General features: G+C 69.8%; 18 protein-coding genes. 1 reads left to right on the top strand and 17 read right to left on the bottom strand.

What is annotated here, in order from left to right; genetic code table 11:
- The 4 genes from ITJ59_RS17635 to ITJ59_RS17620 all read right to left on the bottom strand — a co-directional run.
- Positions 1 to 396: cbb3-type cytochrome c oxidase subunit I (locus ITJ59_RS17635; protein ID WP_194652609.1), on the bottom strand; the 396-nt coding region annotated here is incomplete at its 3' end.
- An 11-nt stretch (positions 397 to 407) separates the two neighbouring features.
- Positions 408 to 1,310 (bottom strand): cytochrome c oxidase subunit II, encoded by a 903-nt coding sequence (gene coxB / locus ITJ59_RS17630; protein WP_194652608.1) that lies wholly within the window; start codon positions 1,308 to 1,310, stop codon positions 408 to 410.
- Between the two features lie 268 nt (positions 1,311 to 1,578).
- The gene (locus tag ITJ59_RS17625) at positions 1,579 to 1,950 is read right to left on the bottom strand and encodes a HesB/IscA family protein (protein WP_123312923.1); all 372 of its coding nucleotides are present in this window, start codon (positions 1,948 to 1,950) and stop codon (positions 1,579 to 1,581) included.
- Positions 1,951 to 2,008: 58 nt separating this feature from the next.
- Positions 2,009 to 3,454, bottom strand: coding sequence for a dipeptidase (locus ITJ59_RS17620; RefSeq protein ID WP_194652607.1), 1,446 nt, complete (start codon positions 3,452 to 3,454; stop codon positions 2,009 to 2,011).
- Positions 3,455 to 3,507: 53 nt separating this feature from the next.
- Here ITJ59_RS17620 and ITJ59_RS17615 point away from each other — a divergent pair, with 53 nt between their 5' ends.
- A complete protein-coding gene (locus ITJ59_RS17615; RefSeq protein WP_194652606.1) occupies positions 3,508 to 4,083 on the top strand; it encodes a DUF3043 domain-containing protein in 576 nt (191 codons plus the stop codon).
- A gap of 389 nt (positions 4,084 to 4,472) precedes the next feature.
- Here the strand turns inward: ITJ59_RS17615 and ITJ59_RS17610 are convergent, their stop codons facing one another.
- The 13 genes from ITJ59_RS17610 to ftsZ all read right to left on the bottom strand — a co-directional run bounded on the left by ITJ59_RS17610 (position 4,473) and on the right by ftsZ (position 19,112).
- The gene (locus ITJ59_RS17610) at positions 4,473 to 5,480 is read right to left on the bottom strand and encodes a quinone-dependent dihydroorotate dehydrogenase (protein ID WP_228511858.1); all 1,008 of its coding nucleotides are present in this window, start codon (positions 5,478 to 5,480) and stop codon (positions 4,473 to 4,475) included.
- Positions 5,481 to 5,545: 65 nt separating this feature from the next.
- Complete coding sequence (gene nrdR, locus ITJ59_RS17605; RefSeq protein ID WP_194652604.1) at positions 5,546 to 6,076, bottom strand: transcriptional regulator NrdR; 531 nt, start codon at positions 6,074 to 6,076, stop codon at positions 5,546 to 5,548.
- 13 nt (positions 6,077 to 6,089) lie between these two features.
- The gene (gene hisD / locus ITJ59_RS17600) at positions 6,090 to 7,397 is read right to left on the bottom strand and encodes a histidinol dehydrogenase (protein ID WP_194652603.1); all 1,308 of its coding nucleotides are present in this window, start codon (positions 7,395 to 7,397) and stop codon (positions 6,090 to 6,092) included.
- Positions 7,398 to 7,432: 35 nt separating this feature from the next.
- The gene (locus ITJ59_RS17595) at positions 7,433 to 8,938 is read right to left on the bottom strand and encodes a hypothetical protein (RefSeq protein WP_194652602.1); all 1,506 of its coding nucleotides are present in this window, start codon (positions 8,936 to 8,938) and stop codon (positions 7,433 to 7,435) included.
- Complete coding sequence (locus ITJ59_RS17590) at positions 8,935 to 9,747, bottom strand: hypothetical protein (protein WP_194652601.1); 813 nt, start codon at positions 9,745 to 9,747, stop codon at positions 8,935 to 8,937. The genes ITJ59_RS17595 and ITJ59_RS17590 overlap by 4 nt, the downstream gene beginning before the upstream one ends.
- A 4-nt stretch (positions 9,748 to 9,751) precedes the next feature.
- Positions 9,752 to 13,234 carry a DNA polymerase III subunit alpha gene (dnaE, locus tag ITJ59_RS17585; RefSeq protein WP_416354879.1) on the bottom strand — a complete coding sequence of 1,161 codons (3,483 nt, stop codon included), beginning with the start codon at positions 13,232 to 13,234 and terminating at the stop codon, positions 9,752 to 9,754.
- A 495-nt stretch (positions 13,235 to 13,729) separates the two neighbouring features.
- The gene (locus ITJ59_RS17580; RefSeq protein WP_194652599.1) at positions 13,730 to 14,659 is read right to left on the bottom strand and encodes an RluA family pseudouridine synthase; all 930 of its coding nucleotides are present in this window, start codon (positions 14,657 to 14,659) and stop codon (positions 13,730 to 13,732) included.
- Positions 14,656 to 15,345, bottom strand: coding sequence for a signal peptidase II (gene lspA, locus ITJ59_RS17575; protein WP_228511796.1), 690 nt, complete (start codon positions 15,343 to 15,345; stop codon positions 14,656 to 14,658). Before lspA ends, ITJ59_RS17580 begins: the two co-directional genes overlap by 4 nt.
- Before the next feature lie 2 nt (positions 15,346 to 15,347).
- Positions 15,348 to 16,037, bottom strand: coding sequence for a DivIVA domain-containing protein (locus tag ITJ59_RS17570; protein ID WP_194652598.1), 690 nt, complete (start codon positions 16,035 to 16,037; stop codon positions 15,348 to 15,350).
- 198 nt (positions 16,038 to 16,235) lie between these two features.
- Positions 16,236 to 16,532: a YggT family protein gene (locus tag ITJ59_RS17565; RefSeq protein WP_111085780.1), complete on the bottom strand. Its 297-nt coding sequence runs from the start codon at positions 16,530 to 16,532 to the stop codon at positions 16,236 to 16,238.
- Between the two features lie 70 nt (positions 16,533 to 16,602).
- A complete protein-coding gene (locus tag ITJ59_RS17560) occupies positions 16,603 to 17,178 on the bottom strand; it encodes a cell division protein SepF (RefSeq protein ID WP_194652597.1) in 576 nt (191 codons plus the stop codon).
- Between the two features lie 43 nt (positions 17,179 to 17,221).
- Positions 17,222 to 17,944 (bottom strand): YggS family pyridoxal phosphate-dependent enzyme, encoded by a 723-nt coding sequence (locus ITJ59_RS17555; protein ID WP_194652596.1) that lies wholly within the window; start codon positions 17,942 to 17,944, stop codon positions 17,222 to 17,224.
- Between the two features lie 7 nt (positions 17,945 to 17,951).
- On the bottom strand, positions 17,952 to 19,112 hold the full coding sequence (gene ftsZ / locus ITJ59_RS17550; protein ID WP_194652595.1) for a cell division protein FtsZ: 1,161 nt from the start codon (positions 19,110 to 19,112) through the stop codon (positions 17,952 to 17,954).
- Positions 19,113 to 19,241 lie beyond the last annotated feature (129 nt).

The following is a 19,241-nucleotide window of genomic DNA, read 5'->3' as shown; positions in this document are numbered from 1 at the left end:
CAGGTACAGCCAGAACGCGAAGCCGTTGAGGCGCGGGAAGGCGACGTCCGGGGCACCGATCTGGAGCGGCATGATCGCGTTCGCGAAGCCCGAGAAGAGCGGCGTCGCGAACATCAGCAGCATGATCGTGCCGTGCATCGTGAAGAGCTGGTTGTACTGCTCCTTCGTCGCGACCACGTGCAGGCCGGGCTCGAACAGCTGGGCACGGATGACCAGCGCCATCACACCCGCGAGCAGGAAGAACACGAAGGACGCGATCAGGTACATGTACCCGATGGTCTTGTGGTCGGTGGAGGTGATCCACCGAACGATGATGTTGCCCTTCCGGCCCACCTTCGACGCCTGGAAGTCCGGCGAAGCAGTCTGGGTCGGTTGGCCGACGAAAGACGTTGTCATCTGACGAGCCCCTACTTGTTCTCGCTGGACGCCTCGACCGGCGCCTTGTTGTTCGGTTCGTTCGTGTTGGTGTTGTACTCGTCGCCGAGGAGCCCGACCTTGCCCTGGTCCTTCAGGGTGTCGAGGTAGTCCTGGTACTGCGCCGGCGTGACGACCTTCACCTGGAAGAGCATCAGCGAGTGGTACTCACCGCAGAGCTCCGCGCACTTGCCCTGGTACGTCCCGAGCTTCTCCGGGATGAAGTACTCCCAGTTCGTCTTACCGGGGAGCATGTCCTTCTTGTACAGGAAGTCGATGATCCAGAAGGAGTGGTCGACGTCGCGCGAGGAGAGCTCGATCGCGACCTTCTTGCCCTGGGGCAGGTAGAGGGTCGGCAGCTGCGACTCGTCGATGGCGCCCTTGGCGTTCTCTTCTTCCTGGGCCTGGATGCCCTGGTAGTAGACGCTGTCCTCGGGGTTGTCCTTGTTGATGTAGTTGAAGTCCCACGCCCAGCGCTTGCCGTACACGTGCACGGTGGCGTCGGGGTCGGTGAACGGCTTCTCGATGGCGGCCTGGTCCTTCGCGGTGAAGGCGAAGAAGCCGAGCACCAGGATCAGCGGCACGATCGTGTAGAAGATCTCGAGCGGCATGTTGTAGCGCATCTGCACGGGCAGGCCGGTCTGGCCCTTCCGGCGGCGGTACACGATCGCTGCCCAGATGATCAGGCCCCAGACGATGAGACCGACGGCGAGGAGCACCACCCAGCTGGTGGTCCACAGGCCGACGATGCGGCTCGTGTGGTTGGTGACGTCCTTCGTCTCCTCCGTGCCGGGGAGCCATCCGTTCAACTGCTGCTGCGAGCAGCCAGCCAGTGCGATGACCAGACCGACGGCCACCGGGACGGCCGCCCAACGTATACGGCGATTCGAACGCACTGTTACCTCTCGCAAAAGACGTGAGCCCGGAACCGAACCCGCCGAGCCGCGCGAAGGCGACACATGGCTGGCTCCCAGACTGATTGGAACACTCCTAGCTTACTCGCAGCTCGGTACCGCTCGCGCACACCCGACACGCTCATCGCCGCGATCCGCACTCTTGACCGGCCGTTTTCCCCGGTCACACTGCCACCGCACGGCACGACGAACGCGAGCGGGGAGCGACCGTGTCGGTCGCTCCCCGCTCGCGTGTCGGATCGGCTGGTGATCAGTGGAAGCTGTCACCGCACGCGCAGCTGCCCTGCGCGTTCGGGTTGTCGATCGTGAAGCCCTGCTTCTGGATCGTGTCCTCGAAGTCGATCGTCGCGCCGTCGAGGTACGGGACGCTCATCTTGTCGACCACGACCTCGACACCGTCGAACTCGGCGGTGACGTCACCGTCGAGCAGTCGCTCGTCGAAGTACAGCTGGTAGATCAGGCCCGAGCAACCGCCGGGCTGGACGGCGAGGCGCAGGCGCAGGTCGTCGCGACCCTCCTGCTCGAGGAGACTCGCCACCTTGCCGGCCGCGGCGTCGCTCAGGAGGACGCCGTGCGACGCTGCCTCGGTCGCTGGTGCGTCGGTGGTGATGGTGTCGCTCATCGCGCGTCTCCCTCCGGGCGGTGCGGTTCACCGCGCCTGGCGTCGATTCTAAGCACCGTCAGCTGCGCGTCGCGAGCCTGGCGAGCAGGATCGTCTCGGACGCGATCGCCCGGTGCAGGACACCGAGGTGCTGCGACTCGTTCGGGCTGTGGGCGCGGGTGTCGGGGTCTTCCACCCCGGTGACCAGGATCTGCGCCTCCGGGAACTCCGCCGCCAGGTCCGAGACGAAGGGGATCGAGCCGCCGATGCCCTGCTCGACGGCTTGTGCACCCCAGCCCTCGGCCATCGCGGTCCGCGCTTCCTGGACTGCCCAGCCACTGGTGTCCACCAGGAACCCGTCGCCGGCGTCCGGCTCGCTGATGTCGAGTCGCGCCCCGAACGGCACGTGTTCGCGCAGGTGGCGTTCTACCGCCCTGTACGCGTCGGTGGCGGCCTGTCCGGGTGCGACCCGGACCGAGACCCGGGCCGAGACGGTCGGCAGCAGCGTGTTCGACGCGTTCGCGACGCTCGGCACGTCCATGCCGGTCACGGTGATCGACGGCTGGAACCACATGCGGGACAGCACGTCACCGCGGCCGACGGGCTGCACACCCGGCAGCAGCGCGGCGTCGACCGCGAGTTCGGCCTCGGTGCGCTCCGGCACGTCGGCCTCGTACGAGGTCAGCCCGTCGACGGCGACCGAACCCTCGTCGTCGTGCAGCGAGGCCAGCAGCCGGACCATGGGGATCATGGCGTCCGGGGCCGCTCCCCCGAACATCCCGCTGTGGCTGGCGTGCTCGAGCGTGGTCAGGGTGAGCTTGAAGGTGACGTTGCCGCGGAGCGAGACCGTGATGGACGGGACGTCGACCGACCAGTTGTCGCTGTCGGCCACCACGATGACGTCGGCGGCGAGGTGCTCCTTCTGCTCGCGCAGGAAGGTGCGGAACGAGCGCGATCCGAACTCCTCCTCACCCTCGACGAACAGGACGACACCGAGGTCGAGGTCGTCACCGAACTGCGCGTGGATCGCCCGCAGCGAGGCGATGTGCGTCATCACGCCGGCCTTGTCGTCCGAGGCGCCGCGGCCGTACAACCGGTCCCCGCGGAGCGTCGGCTCGAACGGCGGCGTCTCCCACAGCGCGTCGTCACCCTGCGGCTGCACGTCGTGGTGGGCGTAGAGCATCACGGTCGGCTTGCCGTTCCGGGCCGGCCGGACGGCGAGCACGGCGGGCTGGCCGAGCTCCGCGTCGGACGTCGCGGCATCGGCCGTGTCGCCTTCGACTGCCGACCGCACGATCCGCACGTCGTCGGCACCGAACACGCCGGTGGACCGGGCCAGGTCCGCCACGGCCTCGGCGCTGGCACGCACGTTCGCCGGGTCGAAGGAAGACCACGACACCGACGGGATCCGCACCAGCGCGGACAGATCAGCGATCGTCGTGGGCAGTGCACCCTGCACCTGTTCGCGGAGGGCGTCGAGGAGAGCGGGGTCGGTCGCGGAGCTGGGCTGTGCGGTGTCGGTCATGCCCGGTAATCTAGAGGACGATCCCGCACGCACAACGCCGTTAGGAACGCACCGTGGCGAAGGCAGCCCCCAAGACCAACACGACCGTGAACCCCACCGAGGAAGAACTCCTCGAGCAGGGCAAGGGCCGCCCCACCCCGTCCCGCCGTGAGCGCGAGGCAGCGAACCGCCGCCCCCTCGTCGGCAACACGCCGGTCGACAAGAAGGCCGCCCGCGCGCGTCTCAACTCCGATCGCGAGCGTGCCCGGGTCGGCATGGCCAACGGCGAGGAGCGCTACCTGCCGGCGAAGGACCGCGGTGAGCAGCGTCGCTTCGTCCGCAACTGGATCGACGCGCGTTGGAACGTCGGCGAGGTCATGATGCCCGTGCTCGTGCTGTTCCTGATCGTCGGGTTCGCCGCCTCGCAGACCGCGATCGCGTCGTACTCGCTCCTGCTGGTGTGGGCGTTCGTCGCCCTGTTCGTGCTCGACTGCGTCGTGCTCTGGCTGTCGATGCGTCGCAAACTGACCACCAAGTTCGGCGACATGCAGCGCGGCACGTTCCTCTACATCCTCACGCGGGCATGGCAGCTGCGGTTCCTGCGTCTGCCGAAGCCCCAGGTGAAGCGCGGGCAGTACCCCGCCCTCTGAGGCTGCGCCGCAGTACCGAAGCGCCGTCCGGCCTCGCCGGGCGGCGCTTCGTCGTTGCGGCGCCCCGCGCGGCTCGCGGGCCCCGAGGTTCCACGACTCGCCGTATGCACGCCGCCGAGGTTCCACAGACGGCGCGCGTGCGCGCCGAGGTTCCAAAATTTCGGACCCTCGCCAGCGGCGTCCGAGCGTGGCTGCGTACCAGCGGACGGGAGGCGCGGGGCGGGGCCGCACCGGGCCTCCCGTCCCAGGGGTGGCCGGCGAGGTTCCGCGACTCGCCGCGCGCGTGTCACCGCGGTTCCAGGAACGGCGGCCGAGGGCCGCGACATGCCGAGATTTCGGAACCTGGGCGGACGCACGGGCCCGCGCACGGGCCCCCGCGCGACCCGCGCTCAGCGCGCGGCGCGTCGCAGCCGCTTGCGCCGCAAGCGGTTGATGCGCGTCGCCCAGGTCGGCCCCTCGTAGAGGAAGGCCGTGTACCCCTGCACGAGTGTCGCGCCGGCGTCGATGCGGTCCTGGACGTCCTGCTCGGTCGTCACGCCGCCGACCGCGATGACGCAGAAGTCGGACGGCACCGTCGCGCGGACGCGTCGCAGCACCTCGAGTGACCGCGCCGCGACGGGTGCACCGGAGAGTCCCCCGGCGCCCATGGCCTCGACCTCGGACGCATCCGCGGTCAGCCCGTCGCGGGAGATCGTCGTGTTGTTGGCGATGATGCCCGACAGCCCCAGCGAGACCGCGAGACCGGCGATCGCATCGATCTGCTCGTCGGTCAGGTCCGGTGCGATCTTGACCAGGACCGGCGTGCGACCAGCGGCGTCGTGGACGGCGGACAGCAGCGGCCGGAGCTGGTCGAGTTCCTGCAGTCCACGCAGCCCGGGCGTGTTCGGCGAGCTGACGTTGACGGCCAGGTAGTCGGCGAACGGCGCGAGGCGGCGGGTTGACTCGAGGTAGTCTTCGATGGCGTCCTCGACCGCGACGACCCGGCTCTTGCCGATGTTCACGCCGATGACGGGTCGACCCGGGTTGCGGCGGGCGTGCTCGAGGCGTCGGGCTGCCGCACCGGCGCCGTGGTTGTTGAAGCCCATGCGGTTGATCAGCGCGCGGTCCGCGATGAGCCGGAACAGGCGCGGACGCTCGTTGCCGGGCTGCGGCTTCGCGGTGATCGTGCCGACCTCGACGTGCCCGAACCCGAGCAGGCCCAGTCCCCGGATGCCACGGGCGTCCTTGTCGAACCCGGCGGCCAGGCCGAAGCGTGACGGGAAGTGGATGCCCATCGTCGTGATGCCGTCCGCTGCCGAGGGGCGGGAGTACCGCTCGACCAGTCCCCCGACGAACGGCACGTGCGGCAGGGCCTTGATCACGGCGAACGCCAGGTGGTGGGCGCGCTCGGGGTCCATGTTCGCGAACACCGACCGGAAGACGACGGCGTACCCGTTCCGGACGAGTCGCTCCGCGACGCCGCTCACGCGCCGGCACCCGCCGGCGACGCGGCACCTGCACCCGTAGCACCGGCACCGGCGGCGGATACGGCCGACGCAGCGGCACCGCGGTGGTCGCGTCGGAGCTGCCCGATGGCGTCCTCGAAGTCCTCGAGCGAGTCGAACGCCTGGTAGACGCTCGCGAACCGCAGGTAGGCGACCTCGTCGAGTTCACGGAGGGGCGCGAGGATCGCGAGGCCGATGTCGTTCGCGTCGATCTGGCTCGAGCCGGACGAGCGCACGGTCTCCTCGACCCGCTGCGCGAGGACGGCCAGGTCGCCGTCGGTGACAGGGCGTCCCTGGCACGCCTTGCGCACCCCGGAGACGATCTTGTCGCGGCTGAAGGGTTCGGTGACGCCGTTGCGCTTCACGACGTTGAGCGACGCGGTCTCGGTGGTCGAGAAGCGTCGCCCGCAGTTGGGGCACTGTCGACGGCGGCGGATGGAGGTTCCGTCGTCGCTCGTCCGTGAGTCGACGACGCGGGAGTCCGGGTGGCGGCAGAAGGGGCAGAACATGTCGTCGCCCAGGCTATCGGTTCGTGCGCTCCGTCACGGCGGCACCGTGCGCGGGGAGCTGCTCCTCGGTCGACAGCGCGACGATGTGCGGCGCAACCTCGGCCAGGGCCGCCGGCGTGTACCGGACCACCTGCTGCGGCCGCAGGAACGTCGACGCGGACAGCCCGGACCCGAAGCGCGCCTGACCACCGGTCGGCAGCACGTGGTTCGACCCGGCCAGGTAGTCCCCCAGGCTGACGGGTGTGCTCGGTCCGACGAACACCGCGCCTGCGGCGTCGATGTCCGCCAGCACGGCGTCGTCGTCGACCGTCTGGATCTCGAGGTGTTCCGGCCCGTAGGCGTTGCTCACGGTCGCGGCGTCGGCGAGGGAGTCCACCAGCACGATCGCGGACTGCGGTCCGTCCAGTGCGGTCTGGAGGCGCGCAGCCGTCCCGAGCACCGCCGTGCGCTCCGGGATGGCCGCTTCCACGGCGTCGGCGAACGTCGCCGACGTCGTCACCAGTACACTGCCGGCCTGCTCGTCGTGCTCGGCCTGGCTGATCAGGTCGGCCGCGACGAACCCGGCGTCGGCGGTGTCGTCCGCGATCACCAGGATCTCGGTCGCGCCGGCCTCGGCGTCGATGCCGACGACCCCGCGCACCAGGCGCTTCGCCGCGGCGACGTAGTTGTTGCCGGGACCGGTGACCAGGTCGACGGGTTCGAGGTCGATCGACGGCACGCCGTACGCCAGCGCGCCGATCGCGCCGGCACCGCCCATCGCGTAGACCTCGTCGACGCCGAGGAGCCCGGCCGCGGCGAGGATCGTCGGGTGCACCGCGCCGCCGTGGTCGCGCTGCGGCGGCGACACGAGGGCGATCGACGGGACGCCCGCGACCTGGGCCGCGACGACGTTCATCACGACGCTGGACGGGTAGACCGCCTTGCCGCCGGGCACGTAGAGCCCGACACGGCGCATCGGCTGCCAGCGCTGGTGCACCTCGGCGCCGTCGGCGAGCGTGGTCACCGAGCCGGCCGGCACCTGGGCGGCACTGGCAGCACGGACCCGTCGGATCGCTTCGTCGAGGGCGGCGCGGACCTCGGGGGTGAGCCCGGCCACGGCGGCGGCGATCTCGGCGGCCGGCACTCGGACGTTCGCCGGAGCGCCGCCGTCGAACCGTTCGGCCTGGTCGTGCAGCGCGTCCGCTCCGCGGTGTCGGACGTCCTCGACGAGCTCGCGGGCGGCGTCGACCGCGTGCGACACGTCACCCAAGGCGCGCGGCATGAGTCGGAGGAGTTCGGCACGGGCGGGCAGGCCGCCGCGGAGGTCGATTCGCTGCATCATCAGGGCACAAGCCTACCGAGGACCACTGACCGCACTCAGCCGGCTGCACGCCAGGCGTCCTGCAGTGCGGCACGGTTCCGCCGGTCCTGGTCGTCCTCCCCCGCCCGGGAGACCTCGAGGGTGTCCCCGATGGTGCAGTTGAGGACGCTGCCGTCGTCGTCGATCCGGATCTGGGTACGCGCCCCGTCGAGTCCCAACGGTCGGAGTGCCCGCGCGAGTGCCGGGAAGTCCGCGGTGGACTGCGCCGACAGCCAGAGTTCCGTGTCGACGGCACGACCGGTCGGGAACTCCACCAGCGTGGGCGCGGACGACGACAGCGCGGTCGACACCGCGACGGCCCGTTCGATCGCCCCCGGTGCTGCGACCACGGCGAACCCGGCGCGCGGCTGCCGGAACGCGTCGAGTCCGTCGACGTCGGAGGCGATGACTATCCGCTCGACACCCTTGACGTCACCGGTGGCCCGCACGGCACGGGCGACCGTCTCCGCCGCCGCGAGGTCGGACACCACGAACCCGACACCGGTGGGCGTCGCCTCCACCCGCGAGACCGACGTGCCGGTGCGTGCGACGGCATCGGCGATCCGGTCCGTCTGGGAGTAGTCCCCCGCACCGGTCCGGTGAACGTCACCGCCGGACACCAGGAGCGCGACACCGTCGGGGACCTTCGGCGCCACGCGGTCCCGGACGTCGCGCTGGGCCGCCGCGGTCGTCGCGCGGACCGACACCGTCGTGGGGGTGACGACGGCACCGTCCACGTCGGGATCCGCCATCACACGCGCGACGCGGGTCCGGAGTTCGTCGGCGTCGGCCGGACCAGCGTCGGGCTCAGCGGTCGGCCGTGGCGTCTGGCGTGCCCGGGCCTCGGGTCGGGCGATCTCGGGGAAGTCGCGTGCGTCCGCGTCGGATGACGAGAGGACCCACCGAGCAGTGGCCTCGGGCGTCGCCGAGGCCGCGCCGTCCGCGTCCGGATCGGTTTCCGGGTCGGCGTACGAGACAGCTCGGTCAGCTGACAGTCCCGCCGTCCGAGCGACCGTCCGAGCGGCGTCCCACGCGGCGACGAGGTCCGTCGGTCCTGCGGCGTGGATCGCCACCCCTGACGACCGATCGATCTCGCCGCCGGCGAACCGGTCGTCGTGGCGGACCTGCTCGAGGGCACCCAGCACCCGGTGGTTCGGCGTCCGCTTCGCGACGAGCGGCAGCGTCCACCCGTCGACGGTGGCGGTGCCGCTCCAGGACAACGACCCGTTGCTGTGGGTCGCCATGTACTCGCCCATGTCGTCGACCAGTGCGGTCAGGTCGTCGTCGGACAGCCCGTCGTCGAGCACCACGCGGACCATCGCCGAGCCGGAGAACGGCAGGTCGTTGGTCCCACCACCCCGGACGCGCTGCACTCCGTCGACCGAACGGAAGTGTGCCGCGAACTCGTCGGCTCCGTCCGTTCCGGCGTCGAGGTGGTTGGTGCACCCCGACACCGCGATCACCACCGCGGCGGCCACGACAGCCGCGACCGAACGCCCCACGCCCCTGATCCCCCGACTCACGCCTGCACGGTACCGCACGAAGCGGCGGAGACGACCGCGTTCACGACCGGCTGGTGACGGGCGATCGCTGTGCCGTCCCAGGCGCCGAGCAGGACGGCCGTCGCGATCCGGAACGTCAGTGCACGCACGAGCAGCTGCGCCCACGCGGGCTGATCGGGACCGACGACCTGCACCCGATCGAGCGGGAAGCCGTGCCAGCACGCGGCGTCCGCGACGGCGACGGCGGCGCCGAACCCGGCAGGACGCCAGTACGGCGGCCAGTCGATGACGGCCGGCGGCTGCCCCTCGGCGAAGAGCACGTTGCCGAGCAGGTCGCCGTGGACGAGCTGCGACGGCTCGTGGACGGGCTGGAACACACCGGCGAGTCGGTCGAGGGTCGGATCCGCCGGCAGGGGGTCCTCACCCCAGGCCATGCGGTCGGCACGGCTCCACGGGTCGGCGGCATGGTCGAGGAACGCCGGGCGGTCGAGCTCCGCGATCGCCTGGTGGAATGCGCGGCCGGTTCGGATCACGTCCAGGACGCGGGACTCGTCCGCACGGCCGGCGACGTACTCCCACGCTTCCCACGCCCCGGACCGCCACGCGCCGTCGGTCGTCGTCACCGGACGGGGCGTCCGGAACGCCGAGGAGGGCTCGAGCGCGGCGAGCACGCCGGCCCGCCAGTCGGTGACCGACGGACCGTCGTGCGGACGGAGCACGAGGTCGCCGACATGCCACGTCAGGCCGCGTCCACCGGCGAGCAGCACCGGTGCGCACCCACCGACCCCGAACGCGTGGAGCACGTCCGGGCCGGGTGGGTCGTCGGTCACTGCGTCAGACCAGGCAGCGCGGCCCGAGCAGGCTCTTCAGCTCGCCGAACAGGTCGGGCGTCAGGTTCACGGGGAACGGCAGCTCGAACGTGCGCGCGACGTCGTCCTTGAGCAGCTTCAGCCGGACCTCGGTCTCACCCTGGTGCCGTCCGAGCACGGCCGCGAGCTCCGTCACGGTCGACGTGGTGGCCTGGCGCTCTGGCAGCGACAACGTGAGCGGGCCGGAGCCCATCGCGTCGCCGATCGCCGGCTGGAACATGCTCACCGCGTGCAGGGCCTTGCCGTCGTCACGGACGTTCACGCGGCCGCGCAGGACCACGATCGAGTCGGCCACCAGCGACGGACCGAACTCCTGGTAGGTCTTGCCGAGGAACATCACGCCGATCTGGCCGCCGAAGTCCTCGATGTCGACGATGCCGTACGGGTTGCCGCTCGTCTTCGCCACCCGGTGCTGCACGCTCGTCAGCAGCCCCGCGACCGTGACGGTCTCGCCCTCGATCGAGTCGTCCGCACCGATGAGGTCGGCGATGGTGATCGACTGGTGCTTCGCGAGCTCGATCTCGAGCCCGGCGAGCGGGTGGTCCGAGACGTAGAGCCCGAGCATGTCGCGCTCGAAGGCGAGTTTGTCGCGCTTCGACCACTCCGGGCGGTCCGGTACCTGTGACACCGGACCGGCGGCCGGCGATTCCTCGGCGACCTCGGCGAACAGCGAGTCGAAGTCGAAGCCGACGTTGCCGTGGGCCTCGTCACGCTTGACCTTCACCGCGCCTTCGACCGCGCCCTCGTGGATCTCGACGAGCGCGCGGCGGGAGTCGCCGAACTCGTCGAAGGCACCCGCCTTGATGAGGGACTCGACGGTCCGCTTGTTCGCCGACGAGATCGGGATCTTGCGCAGGAAGTCGTGGAACGACTCGAACGCACCCTTCTCGTTGCGGGCCTTCACGATGTCGTCGACGACGTTGAAGCCGACGTTGCGGATGGCGCCCATGCCGAAGCGGATGTCCTCACCCACGGCGGCGAAGAAGCCGATCGACTCGTTGACGTCCGGCGGCATGACCTTGATGCCCATGCGGCGGCACTCGTTGAGGTAGAGCGCCAGCTTGTCGCGCGCGTCGCCCACCGAGGTGAGCAGCGCCGCCATGTACTCGGCCGGGTAGTGCGCCTTGAGGTACGCGGTCCAGAACGAGACGACGCCGTACGCTGCGGAGTGCGCCTTGTTGAACGCGTAGTCGGAGAACGGCAGCAGGATGTCCCAGAGCATCTTGATGGCAGCAGCCGAGTAGCCGTTGTCCAGCATGCCCTTCTCGAAGCCCGCGTACTGCTTGTCGAGCTCGGACTTCTTCTTCTTGCCCATCGCGCGGCGGAGGATGTCCGCCTGGCCGAGGGAGAACCCCGCGACCTTCTGCGCGATGGCCATGACCTGCTCCTGGTAGATGATCAGGCCGTAGGTGCCGCCGAGGATCTCCGCCAGGGGTTCCTCGAGCTCCGGGTGGATCGGCGTGATCGCCTGCTCGCCGTTCTTGCGGAGCGCGTAGTTCGTGTGCGAGTTCGCACCCATGGGCCCCGGACGGTACAGGGCGATGAGCGCGGAGATGTCCTCGAAGTTGTCGGGCTTCATCAGCCGCAGCAGCCCACGCATCGGCCCGCCGTCGAGCTGGAAGACACCGAGCGTGTCACCGCGTTGCAGGAGCGCGTACGCCTCGGGGTCTTCGAGCCCCATGGTCTCGAGGTCGAGCTCGATGCCGCGGTTGTTCTTGATGTTGTCGAGGGCGTCACTGATGATCGTGAGGTTGCGGAGCCCCAGGAAGTCCATCTTGATCAGGCCGAGCGACTCCGCTGCCGGGTAGTCGAACTGCGTGACGACCTGGCCGTCCTGCTCCCGCTTCATGATCGGGATGATGTCGATGAGCGGGTCGCTCGACATGATGACGCCGGCCGCGTGCACGCCCCACTGACGCTTCAGCCCCTCGAGCCCGAGCGCGGTGTCGAAGACCGTCCGCGCCTCGGGGTCGTTCTCGACCACGGTGCGGACGTCGACGGCTTCCTTGTAGCGCGGGTGGTCCTTGTCGAAGATCCCGGTGAGCGGGATGTCCTTGCCCATCACGGGCGGCGGCATCGCCTTGGTGAGCTTCTCGCCCATGCCGAACGGGAAGCCGAGGACGCGCGAGGAGTCCTTCAGCGCCTGCTTCGCCTTGATCGTGCCGTACGTGACGATCTGCGCGACACGTTCGGAGCCGTACTTCTCGGTGACGTACTTGATCGCCTCACCGCGGCGCCGGTCGTCGAAGTCGACGTCGAAGTCGGGCATCGAGACGCGGTCCGGGTTGAGGAAGCGCTCGAAGATCAGTCCGTGGCGGATCGGGTCGAGGTCGGTGATGCGCATCGCGTAGGCCACCATCGACCCGGCGCCGGAACCACGACCGGGGCCGACTCGGATGCCGTTGTTCTTCGACCAGAGGATGAAGTCGGAGACCACGAGGAAGTACCCCGGGAACCCCATCTGGTTGATGATCCCGACCTCGTAGTCGGCGCGCTCCTGCACCTCGGCCGGGATGCCGTCGGGGTACCGGTAGTCCAGCCCCTTTGCGACCTCTTTCTCGAACCAGGAGTGCTCGGTCTCCCCCGCCGGCACCGGGAACTTCGGCATGTAGTTCGCCGAGGTGTCGAACTCGACGTTGCACCGCTCGGCGATCAGCAACGTGTTGTCGCAGGCCTCGGGGTTGTCGCGGAAGACGTGCCGCATCTGCTGCGGCGACTTCAGGTAGAACTCGTCGGCATCGAACTTGAAGCGGTTCGGGTCGTTGAGCGTCGAACCGGACTGCACGCAGAGCAGGGCCGCGTGCGACTTCGCGTCGTGCGAGTGCGTGTAGTGCAGGTCGTTCGTGCCGACCAACGGGATGTCGAGGTCCTTGGCCAGCCGGATCAGGTCGCTCATGATGCGACGCTCGATCTCGAGTCCGTGGTCCATGACCTCGGCGAAGTAGTTCTCCTTGCCGAAGATGTCGCGGTAGTCGGCGGCGGCCTTGACGGCTTCGTCGTACTGACCGAGGCGCAGGCGCGTCTGGACCTCGCCCGACGGGCACCCCGTCGTGGCGATGATGCCCTCGTGGTACTCCTGCAGCAGCTCGATGTCCATGCGCGGCTTGAAGTAGTAGCCCTCGAGCGATGCCTTCGACGACAGCCGGAACAGGTTGTGCATGCCCGTGGTGTTCTCGGCGAACATCGTCATGTGCGTGTACGACCCGGCACCGGAGACGTCGTCCCCACCGCCGTCGCCCCACCGCACACGGGTCTTGTCCGTGCGGTGCGTCCGGGGCGTGATGTACGCCTCTGTTCCGATGATCGGCTTGACGCCGCCGGCTTTGGCGGCCTTCCAGAACTCGAAAGCGCCGAACATGTTGCCGTGGTCGGTCACCGCCACGGCCGGCATGCCCTGCGCAGCGGTCTCCTGCACGAGGTCGCCGAGCCTGGCCGCGCCGTCGAGCATCGAGTACTCGCTGTGCACGTGCAGGTGGACGAAGGAGTCGGAATCCGCCACGGAACCTCCGGTCGAACGAGCTGCTTGCGGGACGCGAACAGCCTAACCGCGACCGCGGACAAACCCGCGCGTGTCCGAGCGGTCCGCCGCCGAGGTCGCACGACACGCCGCGCGCAGTCCGGCGAGGGTGCAGGAAGCGACGATTGGCGGAGGCGAGGTCCGCAGATCCTGCCCTCTCGGCGGTGGAGCCGGGGCGTGGCGGGCGTGCGGAGCGGGACGGGGACGCCACGGGCCTCCCGGCCGGGGTTTGGCGGAGCGCACGCGACACGCCCACCGCTCGTTCGTCGGGGTTCCGCAACACGCCGTGTGCGCTCCGCCGAGGTTCCACGGACCGACGCACGGCGCGCCCAGATGCCGAGATTTCGGCACCTCGGGCGACCGACACGACGACGACGACGGGACCCGTGCGACCAACGCGACGCGCGCGACCAGCGCGCGCCCGCGTCAGGACGAAGCGGCGCGGATGCGCTCGAGCGCGAGCCGCAGGTCCTCGGGGTACTCAGCCCGGAACGACACCCACTCGCCCGTGCGCGGGTGGTCGAACCCGAGCCGCACGGCGTCGAGCCACTGACGGGTCAGCCCGAGCTCCTGCGACAGCACCGGGTCCGCGCCGTACATCGTGTCGCCGACGAGCGGGTGCCGTGTCGCAGCCATGTGGACGCGGATCTGGTGGGTGCGACCGGTCTCGAGGTGGACCTCGAGCAGGGTCGCGGAGCGGAACGCCTCGAGCGTCTCGTAGTGGGTGACGCTCGGCTTGCCGTCGGCGGTGACCGCGAACTTCCAGTCACTCGACGGGTGGCGGCCGATCGGCGCGTCGACGGTGCCGGAGGTCGGGTCGGGGTGCCCCTGCGCGAGCGCGTGGTAGACCTTCTCGACCGTGCGCTCCTTGAAGGCACGCTTGAGGTGCGTGTAGGCGAGCTCGGTCTTCGCGACGACCATCAGTCCCGAGGTCCCGACGTCGAGGCGGTGCACGATGCCCGCGCGCTCGGCGGCGCCCGACGTCGCGATGGTGAACCCGGCGGCGGCGAGGCCTCCGGGCACGGTCGGGCCGTCCCAGCCGGGCGAGGGGTGCGCGGCGACGCCGACCGGCTTGTCGACGACGACGATGTCCTCGTCGTCGTGCACGATCGTCATCCCCGGGACGACGGCCGGTACGATGCGCGGCGGCTCCTTCGGGGACCACTCGACCTCGAGCCACGAGTCGGCGTGCAGCCGGTCGGACTTGTCGACCGGGACGCCGTCGACCCGGACCCCACCGGCGGCGACCACGTCGGCCGCGAACGACCGACTGAACCCGAGGAGCTTCGCGATGGCGGCGTCGACACGCTCGCCGGCGAGCCCGTCGGGGACGGGAAGAGAACGCGTTTCGCTCACGTGGCGTCGTGCCCCAGCGCGTCGCGCCGGTCGCGCTGATCCGGACGGGAGGCCCGCTCCGGCTCCGCCACGTCGGCTGCGGGCGATACCGCGTCGGCTGCGGGCGCCGAGAACGCGACCCCACCGTCGAGCGGCTCGGTCGTGTCGGCCTGCGCGGCACGCTTGGCCGAGACGGTCCGGGACCCGTCGAGGTTCACCCCGAGGATCACCAGCACCACGAAGACCACCATGCTGATGCAGATGAACGAGTCAGCGACGTTGTAGATCGCCGGCATCATCCACGGCGTCGAGATGAAGTCGACCACGTGGCCGCGACCGAAGCCGGGCTCACGGAAGAGCCGGTCGATCAGGTTGCCGAGCGCACCACCCAGCAGCATGCCGAGCACGATGGCCCACCACATCGACCGGATGCGTCGCGAGTAGACGATGATCGCGACGACGACCGCGGCGGAGATGACCGAGAAGACCCAGGTCATGTTCACTGCGAACGAGAACGCTGCCCCGGGGTTCCGGACGTACAGGAACTGGAGTGCGCCGCCGACGACCTCGACCGGGGTGCCGTACGGCAGGTTGGCGACGACCAGCGCCTTCGCGACCTGGTCGAACGCCACCACCACGACAGCGGCGAAGGCCAGTGCCGCGATTGCGCGGACACTGACCTTCGCTCGTGATGCTGGTCGCGACAACGTCAGTTGCCGAAGCCCTGCGCCGATGCCGGCGCCGGGGTGAGACCGGACTGCTCGTTCGAGGAGTCGAGCTCGGAGAGCTGCCCCTGGATGTAGCTCTTGAGCTGTGCGCGGTAGTCGCGCTCGAAGGTGCGGAGCTCGTCGATCTTGCCCTCGAGCTGGCGCTGCTCCTGCTCGAGCACTGCGACACGCTGACGGTTCGTGTTCTCGGTGTCGGCGATGATCTGGCGCTGCTTGGCCTCGGCCTCGGAGACGAGGCGCGCTGCCTGGGCGGTGCCCTCGGCGATGAGCGCGTCGCGCTTCTCGACGCCTTCGCGCACGTGCTCCTCGTGCAGACGACGCGCGAGCGTCAGGAGGTTCGTGGTGCCCTCGGTGTCCTCGTCCGCCGGGACCGTGGTCGCCGGGGCGGCCGCTGCGACCGGAGCGGGCTCGGGAGCCGCCTCGACCGGGGCTGGGACGGGCTCCGGCTCTGCAACGGGAGCGGGCTCGTCGCTCTTCGTGAGCGTCGGAGCCGACTCGGCCGACTCAGCCGCCTGCAGGCGCTGGCGGAGCTCGTCGTTCTCCGCGGTCAGGCGACGGAGCTCGACCACGACCTCGTCGAGGAAGTCGTCGACCTCGTCCTGGTCGTAGCCCTCGCGGAACTTCGTCGGCTGGAACCGCTTGTTGACTACGTCTTCCGGCGTCAAAGCCATTGCCGTCACCTCAATAGAACTGCTGAACGTGTGGAACCACTTGCGTCGTGACCGAACCTACCAGTCACGACGTGTGGTGCGGATGCCGCGCCGGAGGCGAGCATCGATCCCGACCACCGTACACCGACGATGGGGCGGAACGACGACCGCTGCATCGGCGCGGCGCGTGTTGCGGACCTGGATCGGCCCTGGATCGGGTCAGACCGCGACGGCGATGCCGTTGACGACGACCCGGGCGATGATCACGACGAGCATGACGATCGTCCAGCCGAAGTCGAGCGCCACCGGCCCCATGCGGAGCGGCGGCAGGACCCGACGAACCGCACGGATGGGCGGGTCGGTGATCGTGTAGACGAACTCGGACACCACGAGCAGTCCCCCGCGCGGCCGCCAGGACCGGTTGAAGTTCTGCACGAGGTCGAGCGCGAACCGCCCCCACATGACGAAGAAGTACAGCAGCAGGGCGAGGGAGATGATCCCTAGGATCACGGACACGATGGGGCTCGCTCGTCTCGGGCGAGTGTCGTCATGCGACGACGCTCACGGGCGGGTGGCCGGGGGCGGCTCAGGACTGGGCGAAGAAGTTCGCCTCGATGTCGGACTCTACCTCAGCCGGCTCACCGCTCACTGCGACGTGCGCGGGCGACAGCAGGAAGACCTTGTTCGTGACGCGCTCGATCTTGCCGTACAGGCCGAGCGACAGGCCCGAGGCGAAGTCGATCATGCGACGCGCGTCGTTTTCGGTCATCTGCGACAGGTTGATGATGACGGGGATGCCGTCACGGAAGCTCTCCGCGATGGACTGGGCGTCCTTGTACTCGCGCGGGTGGACGGTGAGGATCTCGTTCATTTCCTGGACCGGGGTCGCCTTCTGTGCGGTCGTGTGCGAGCGGCGGAGCGGAGTGACCTGGGCGCCGCGCTGGTGGGTGTGCGTCTTCGTCGCAGCCGGAGCGGCGGCGGAGGCCGCGGCCGGAGCGGCCGTGGCCTCGGGGGCAGCCGCAGGGGCGGGATTCTCCGGAGGAGCGGGAGCGGCAGGTGCCTGCTGGCGCAGGGGCGCAGCCTGCTGCGGCTCGTCCTCGTAGTCGAGTTCCTCGTCGGCGAGGCCGAGGTAGACCATCGTCTTCTTCAGCGGGTTGGCCATGGTTCCTCCGGAGGTTGGTGCACGTGGATGCCCTGCAACGAGGCTAGGGTGCCGCCGGCCGATTTCCCGTGATTGCGGTGCCGATCCGCAGGTGTGTCGCGCCTTCGAAGACCGCGTCGGCGTAGTCGCCGCTCATCCCGGCCGAGATGTCGGTGGCGCCGGGCTCGAGGGCCACGACCCGGTCTGAGATCTGCCGCAGACGGGCGAAGGCCGCACGAGGCTCTTCGTCGAGCGGCGCGACGGCCATCACGCCTCGCAGGCGGATCGTGCCGGTCTCGAGCACCCGGGTCGCCATCGTCTCGACCTCGTCCGGCTGCACGCCGCCGCGTCCGGGGTCGTCGGTCAGGTTGACCTGCACGAACCCGTCGATGACCGGCGGGTCCGGCTCGGCTTCGGTCGGCGCGAAGGCGTCCACGACGGACGTGCGGTCGAGCGACTGCACGACGTGGGCGTACCGGCGGACCTGCCGGGCCTTCTTCGACTGCAGCTGCCCGACGAAGTGCCAGGTCAGGCCGAGGTCGGCGAGTTCCGCGGCCTTGGACTGCGCCTCTTGGTGGCGGTTCTCCCCCACGTCGGTGACGCCGAGTGCCGCCAGGGCACGCACCAGGGACGCCGGGTGGTACTTCGTGACCACGATGAGCGTCAGGTCGTCGACCGAGCGCCCTGCGGCGCGCGCCGCGTCGGCGATGCCGCTCCTGACGGACGCGAGACGCGCCTCCAGTCCGTCGTCACGAGGCGAGGACGGGAGGCGCGGATCACCTGCCATGGAACGGTTACTTCAGGAAGTCGGGGACGTCGAGTTCGTCGTCGTCGTCGAACGCCGGGTCGGCGGCGCGCTGCACCGGCGGCTGGTGCTCCTGCGAGGCCCACGACGGGCTCGAGGTGCTGGAGTCCTCGATCGCACCGGTCGACGCGGCGACGGGAGCGGTCACGCCCGCGTCGGGGTCGACGTAGCTCGAGCGACGCTCCTTCTGCTGCTGCGCCGGCTCGCCGCCGTCGAAGCCCGCGGCGATGACGGTCACGCGGACCTCGTCACCGAGGGTGTCGTCGATGACGGCTCCGAAGATGATGTTCGCTTCGGGGTGCACGGCTTCCTGCACCAGACGCGCGGCGTCGTTGATCTCGAAGATGCCGAGGTTCGAGCCTCCCTGGATCGACAGCAGCACGCCGTGCGCCCCGTCGATCGAGGCCTCGAGCAGCGGCGACGCCACAGCGAGCTCGGCTGCCTTGATGGCGCGGTCGGCACCGCGCGAGGAGCCGATGCCCATCAGCGCGGAACCCGCACCCTGCATGACCGACTTGACGTCGGCGAAGTCGAGGTTGATGAGACCCGGGGTGGTGATCAGGTCGGTGATGCCCTGCACGCCGGCGAGGAGCACCTGGTCGGCCGTGGCGAAGGCCTCGACCATGGAGATGCCGCGGTCACTGATCTCGAGCAGGCGGTCGTTCGGCACGACGATGAGCGTGTCGACCTCGTCCTTGAGCCCGGCGACGCCGTTCTCGGCCTGCGACTGACGACGCTTGCCCTCGAAGCTGAACGGCTTCGTGACGACGCCGATCGTGAGCGCACCGATCGACTTGGCGATGCGGGCGACGACGGGCGCACCACCCGTGCCGGTCCCACCGCCTTCACCGGCGGTGACGAAGACCATGTCGGCACCGGCGAGTGCCTCTTCGATCTCTTCGGCGTGGTCCTCGGCGGCACGTCGGCCGACCTCGGGGTCCGCGCCGGCGCCGAGGCCGCGGGTGATCTCGCGGCCGACGTCGAGCTTGACGTCGGCATCGCTGAGCAGCAGCGCCTGCGCGTCGGTGTTGATCGCGATGAACTCGACCCCACGGAGGCCGAGTTCGATCATCCGGTTGACGGCGTTGACGCCGCCGCCGCCGACACCGACGACCTTGATGACGGCGAGGTAGTTGTGGTTCGTGGTCACGTCAGTCAGGCCTCCGGTTGAACCCTCAACCTCTACTTGAAGTTCAGGGGCAATGCTGGTAGATGTGGTGCTGGCTTCGACGCTACGGGTGGGTTCCGCGCAGTGTCGCCCCGCCACGCCGCGTGTCGC

Origin of the sequence: Curtobacterium sp. VKM Ac-1393 (assembly GCF_015350995.1) — a bacterium.
Classification (GTDB): domain Bacteria; phylum Actinomycetota; class Actinomycetes; order Actinomycetales; family Microbacteriaceae; genus Curtobacterium.
The sequence above is the reverse complement of the archived record's forward strand: the minus strand, read 5'-3'. Positions and strand labels throughout refer to the sequence as shown.

What these genes read in the sequence shown, in the direction of transcription:
- ITJ59_RS17625 (WP_123312923.1), bottom strand. Translation starts at nt 1,950, where the DNA reads ATGAGCGACACCATCACCACCGACGCACCAGCGACCGAGGCAGCGTCG.
- nrdR (WP_194652604.1), bottom strand. Translation starts at nt 6,076, where the DNA reads ATGTTCTGCCCCTTCTGCCGCCACCCGGACTCCCGCGTCGTCGACTCA.
- ITJ59_RS17610 (WP_228511858.1), bottom strand. Translation starts at nt 5,480, where the DNA reads ATGGACCCCGAGCGCGCCCACCACCTGGCGTTCGCCGTGATCAAGGCC.
- hisD (WP_194652603.1), bottom strand. Translation starts at nt 7,397, where the DNA reads ATGATGCAGCGAATCGACCTCCGCGGCGGCCTGCCCGCCCGTGCCGAA.
- ITJ59_RS17570 (WP_194652598.1), bottom strand. Translation starts at nt 16,037, where the DNA reads ATGGCTTTGACGCCGGAAGACGTAGTCAACAAGCGGTTCCAGCCGACG.
- ITJ59_RS17620 (WP_194652607.1), bottom strand. Translation starts at nt 3,454, where the DNA reads ATGACCGACACCGCACAGCCCAGCTCCGCGACCGACCCCGCTCTCCTC.
- ITJ59_RS17560 (WP_194652597.1), bottom strand. Translation starts at nt 17,178, where the DNA reads ATGGCCAACCCGCTGAAGAAGACGATGGTCTACCTCGGCCTCGCCGAC.
- ITJ59_RS17555 (WP_194652596.1), bottom strand. Translation starts at nt 17,944, where the DNA reads ATGGCAGGTGATCCGCGCCTCCCGTCCTCGCCTCGTGACGACGGACTG.
- dnaE (WP_416354879.1), bottom strand. Translation starts at nt 13,234, where the DNA reads ATGCTCGACGGCGCGGCCAGGCTCGGCGACCTCGTGCAGGAGACCGCT.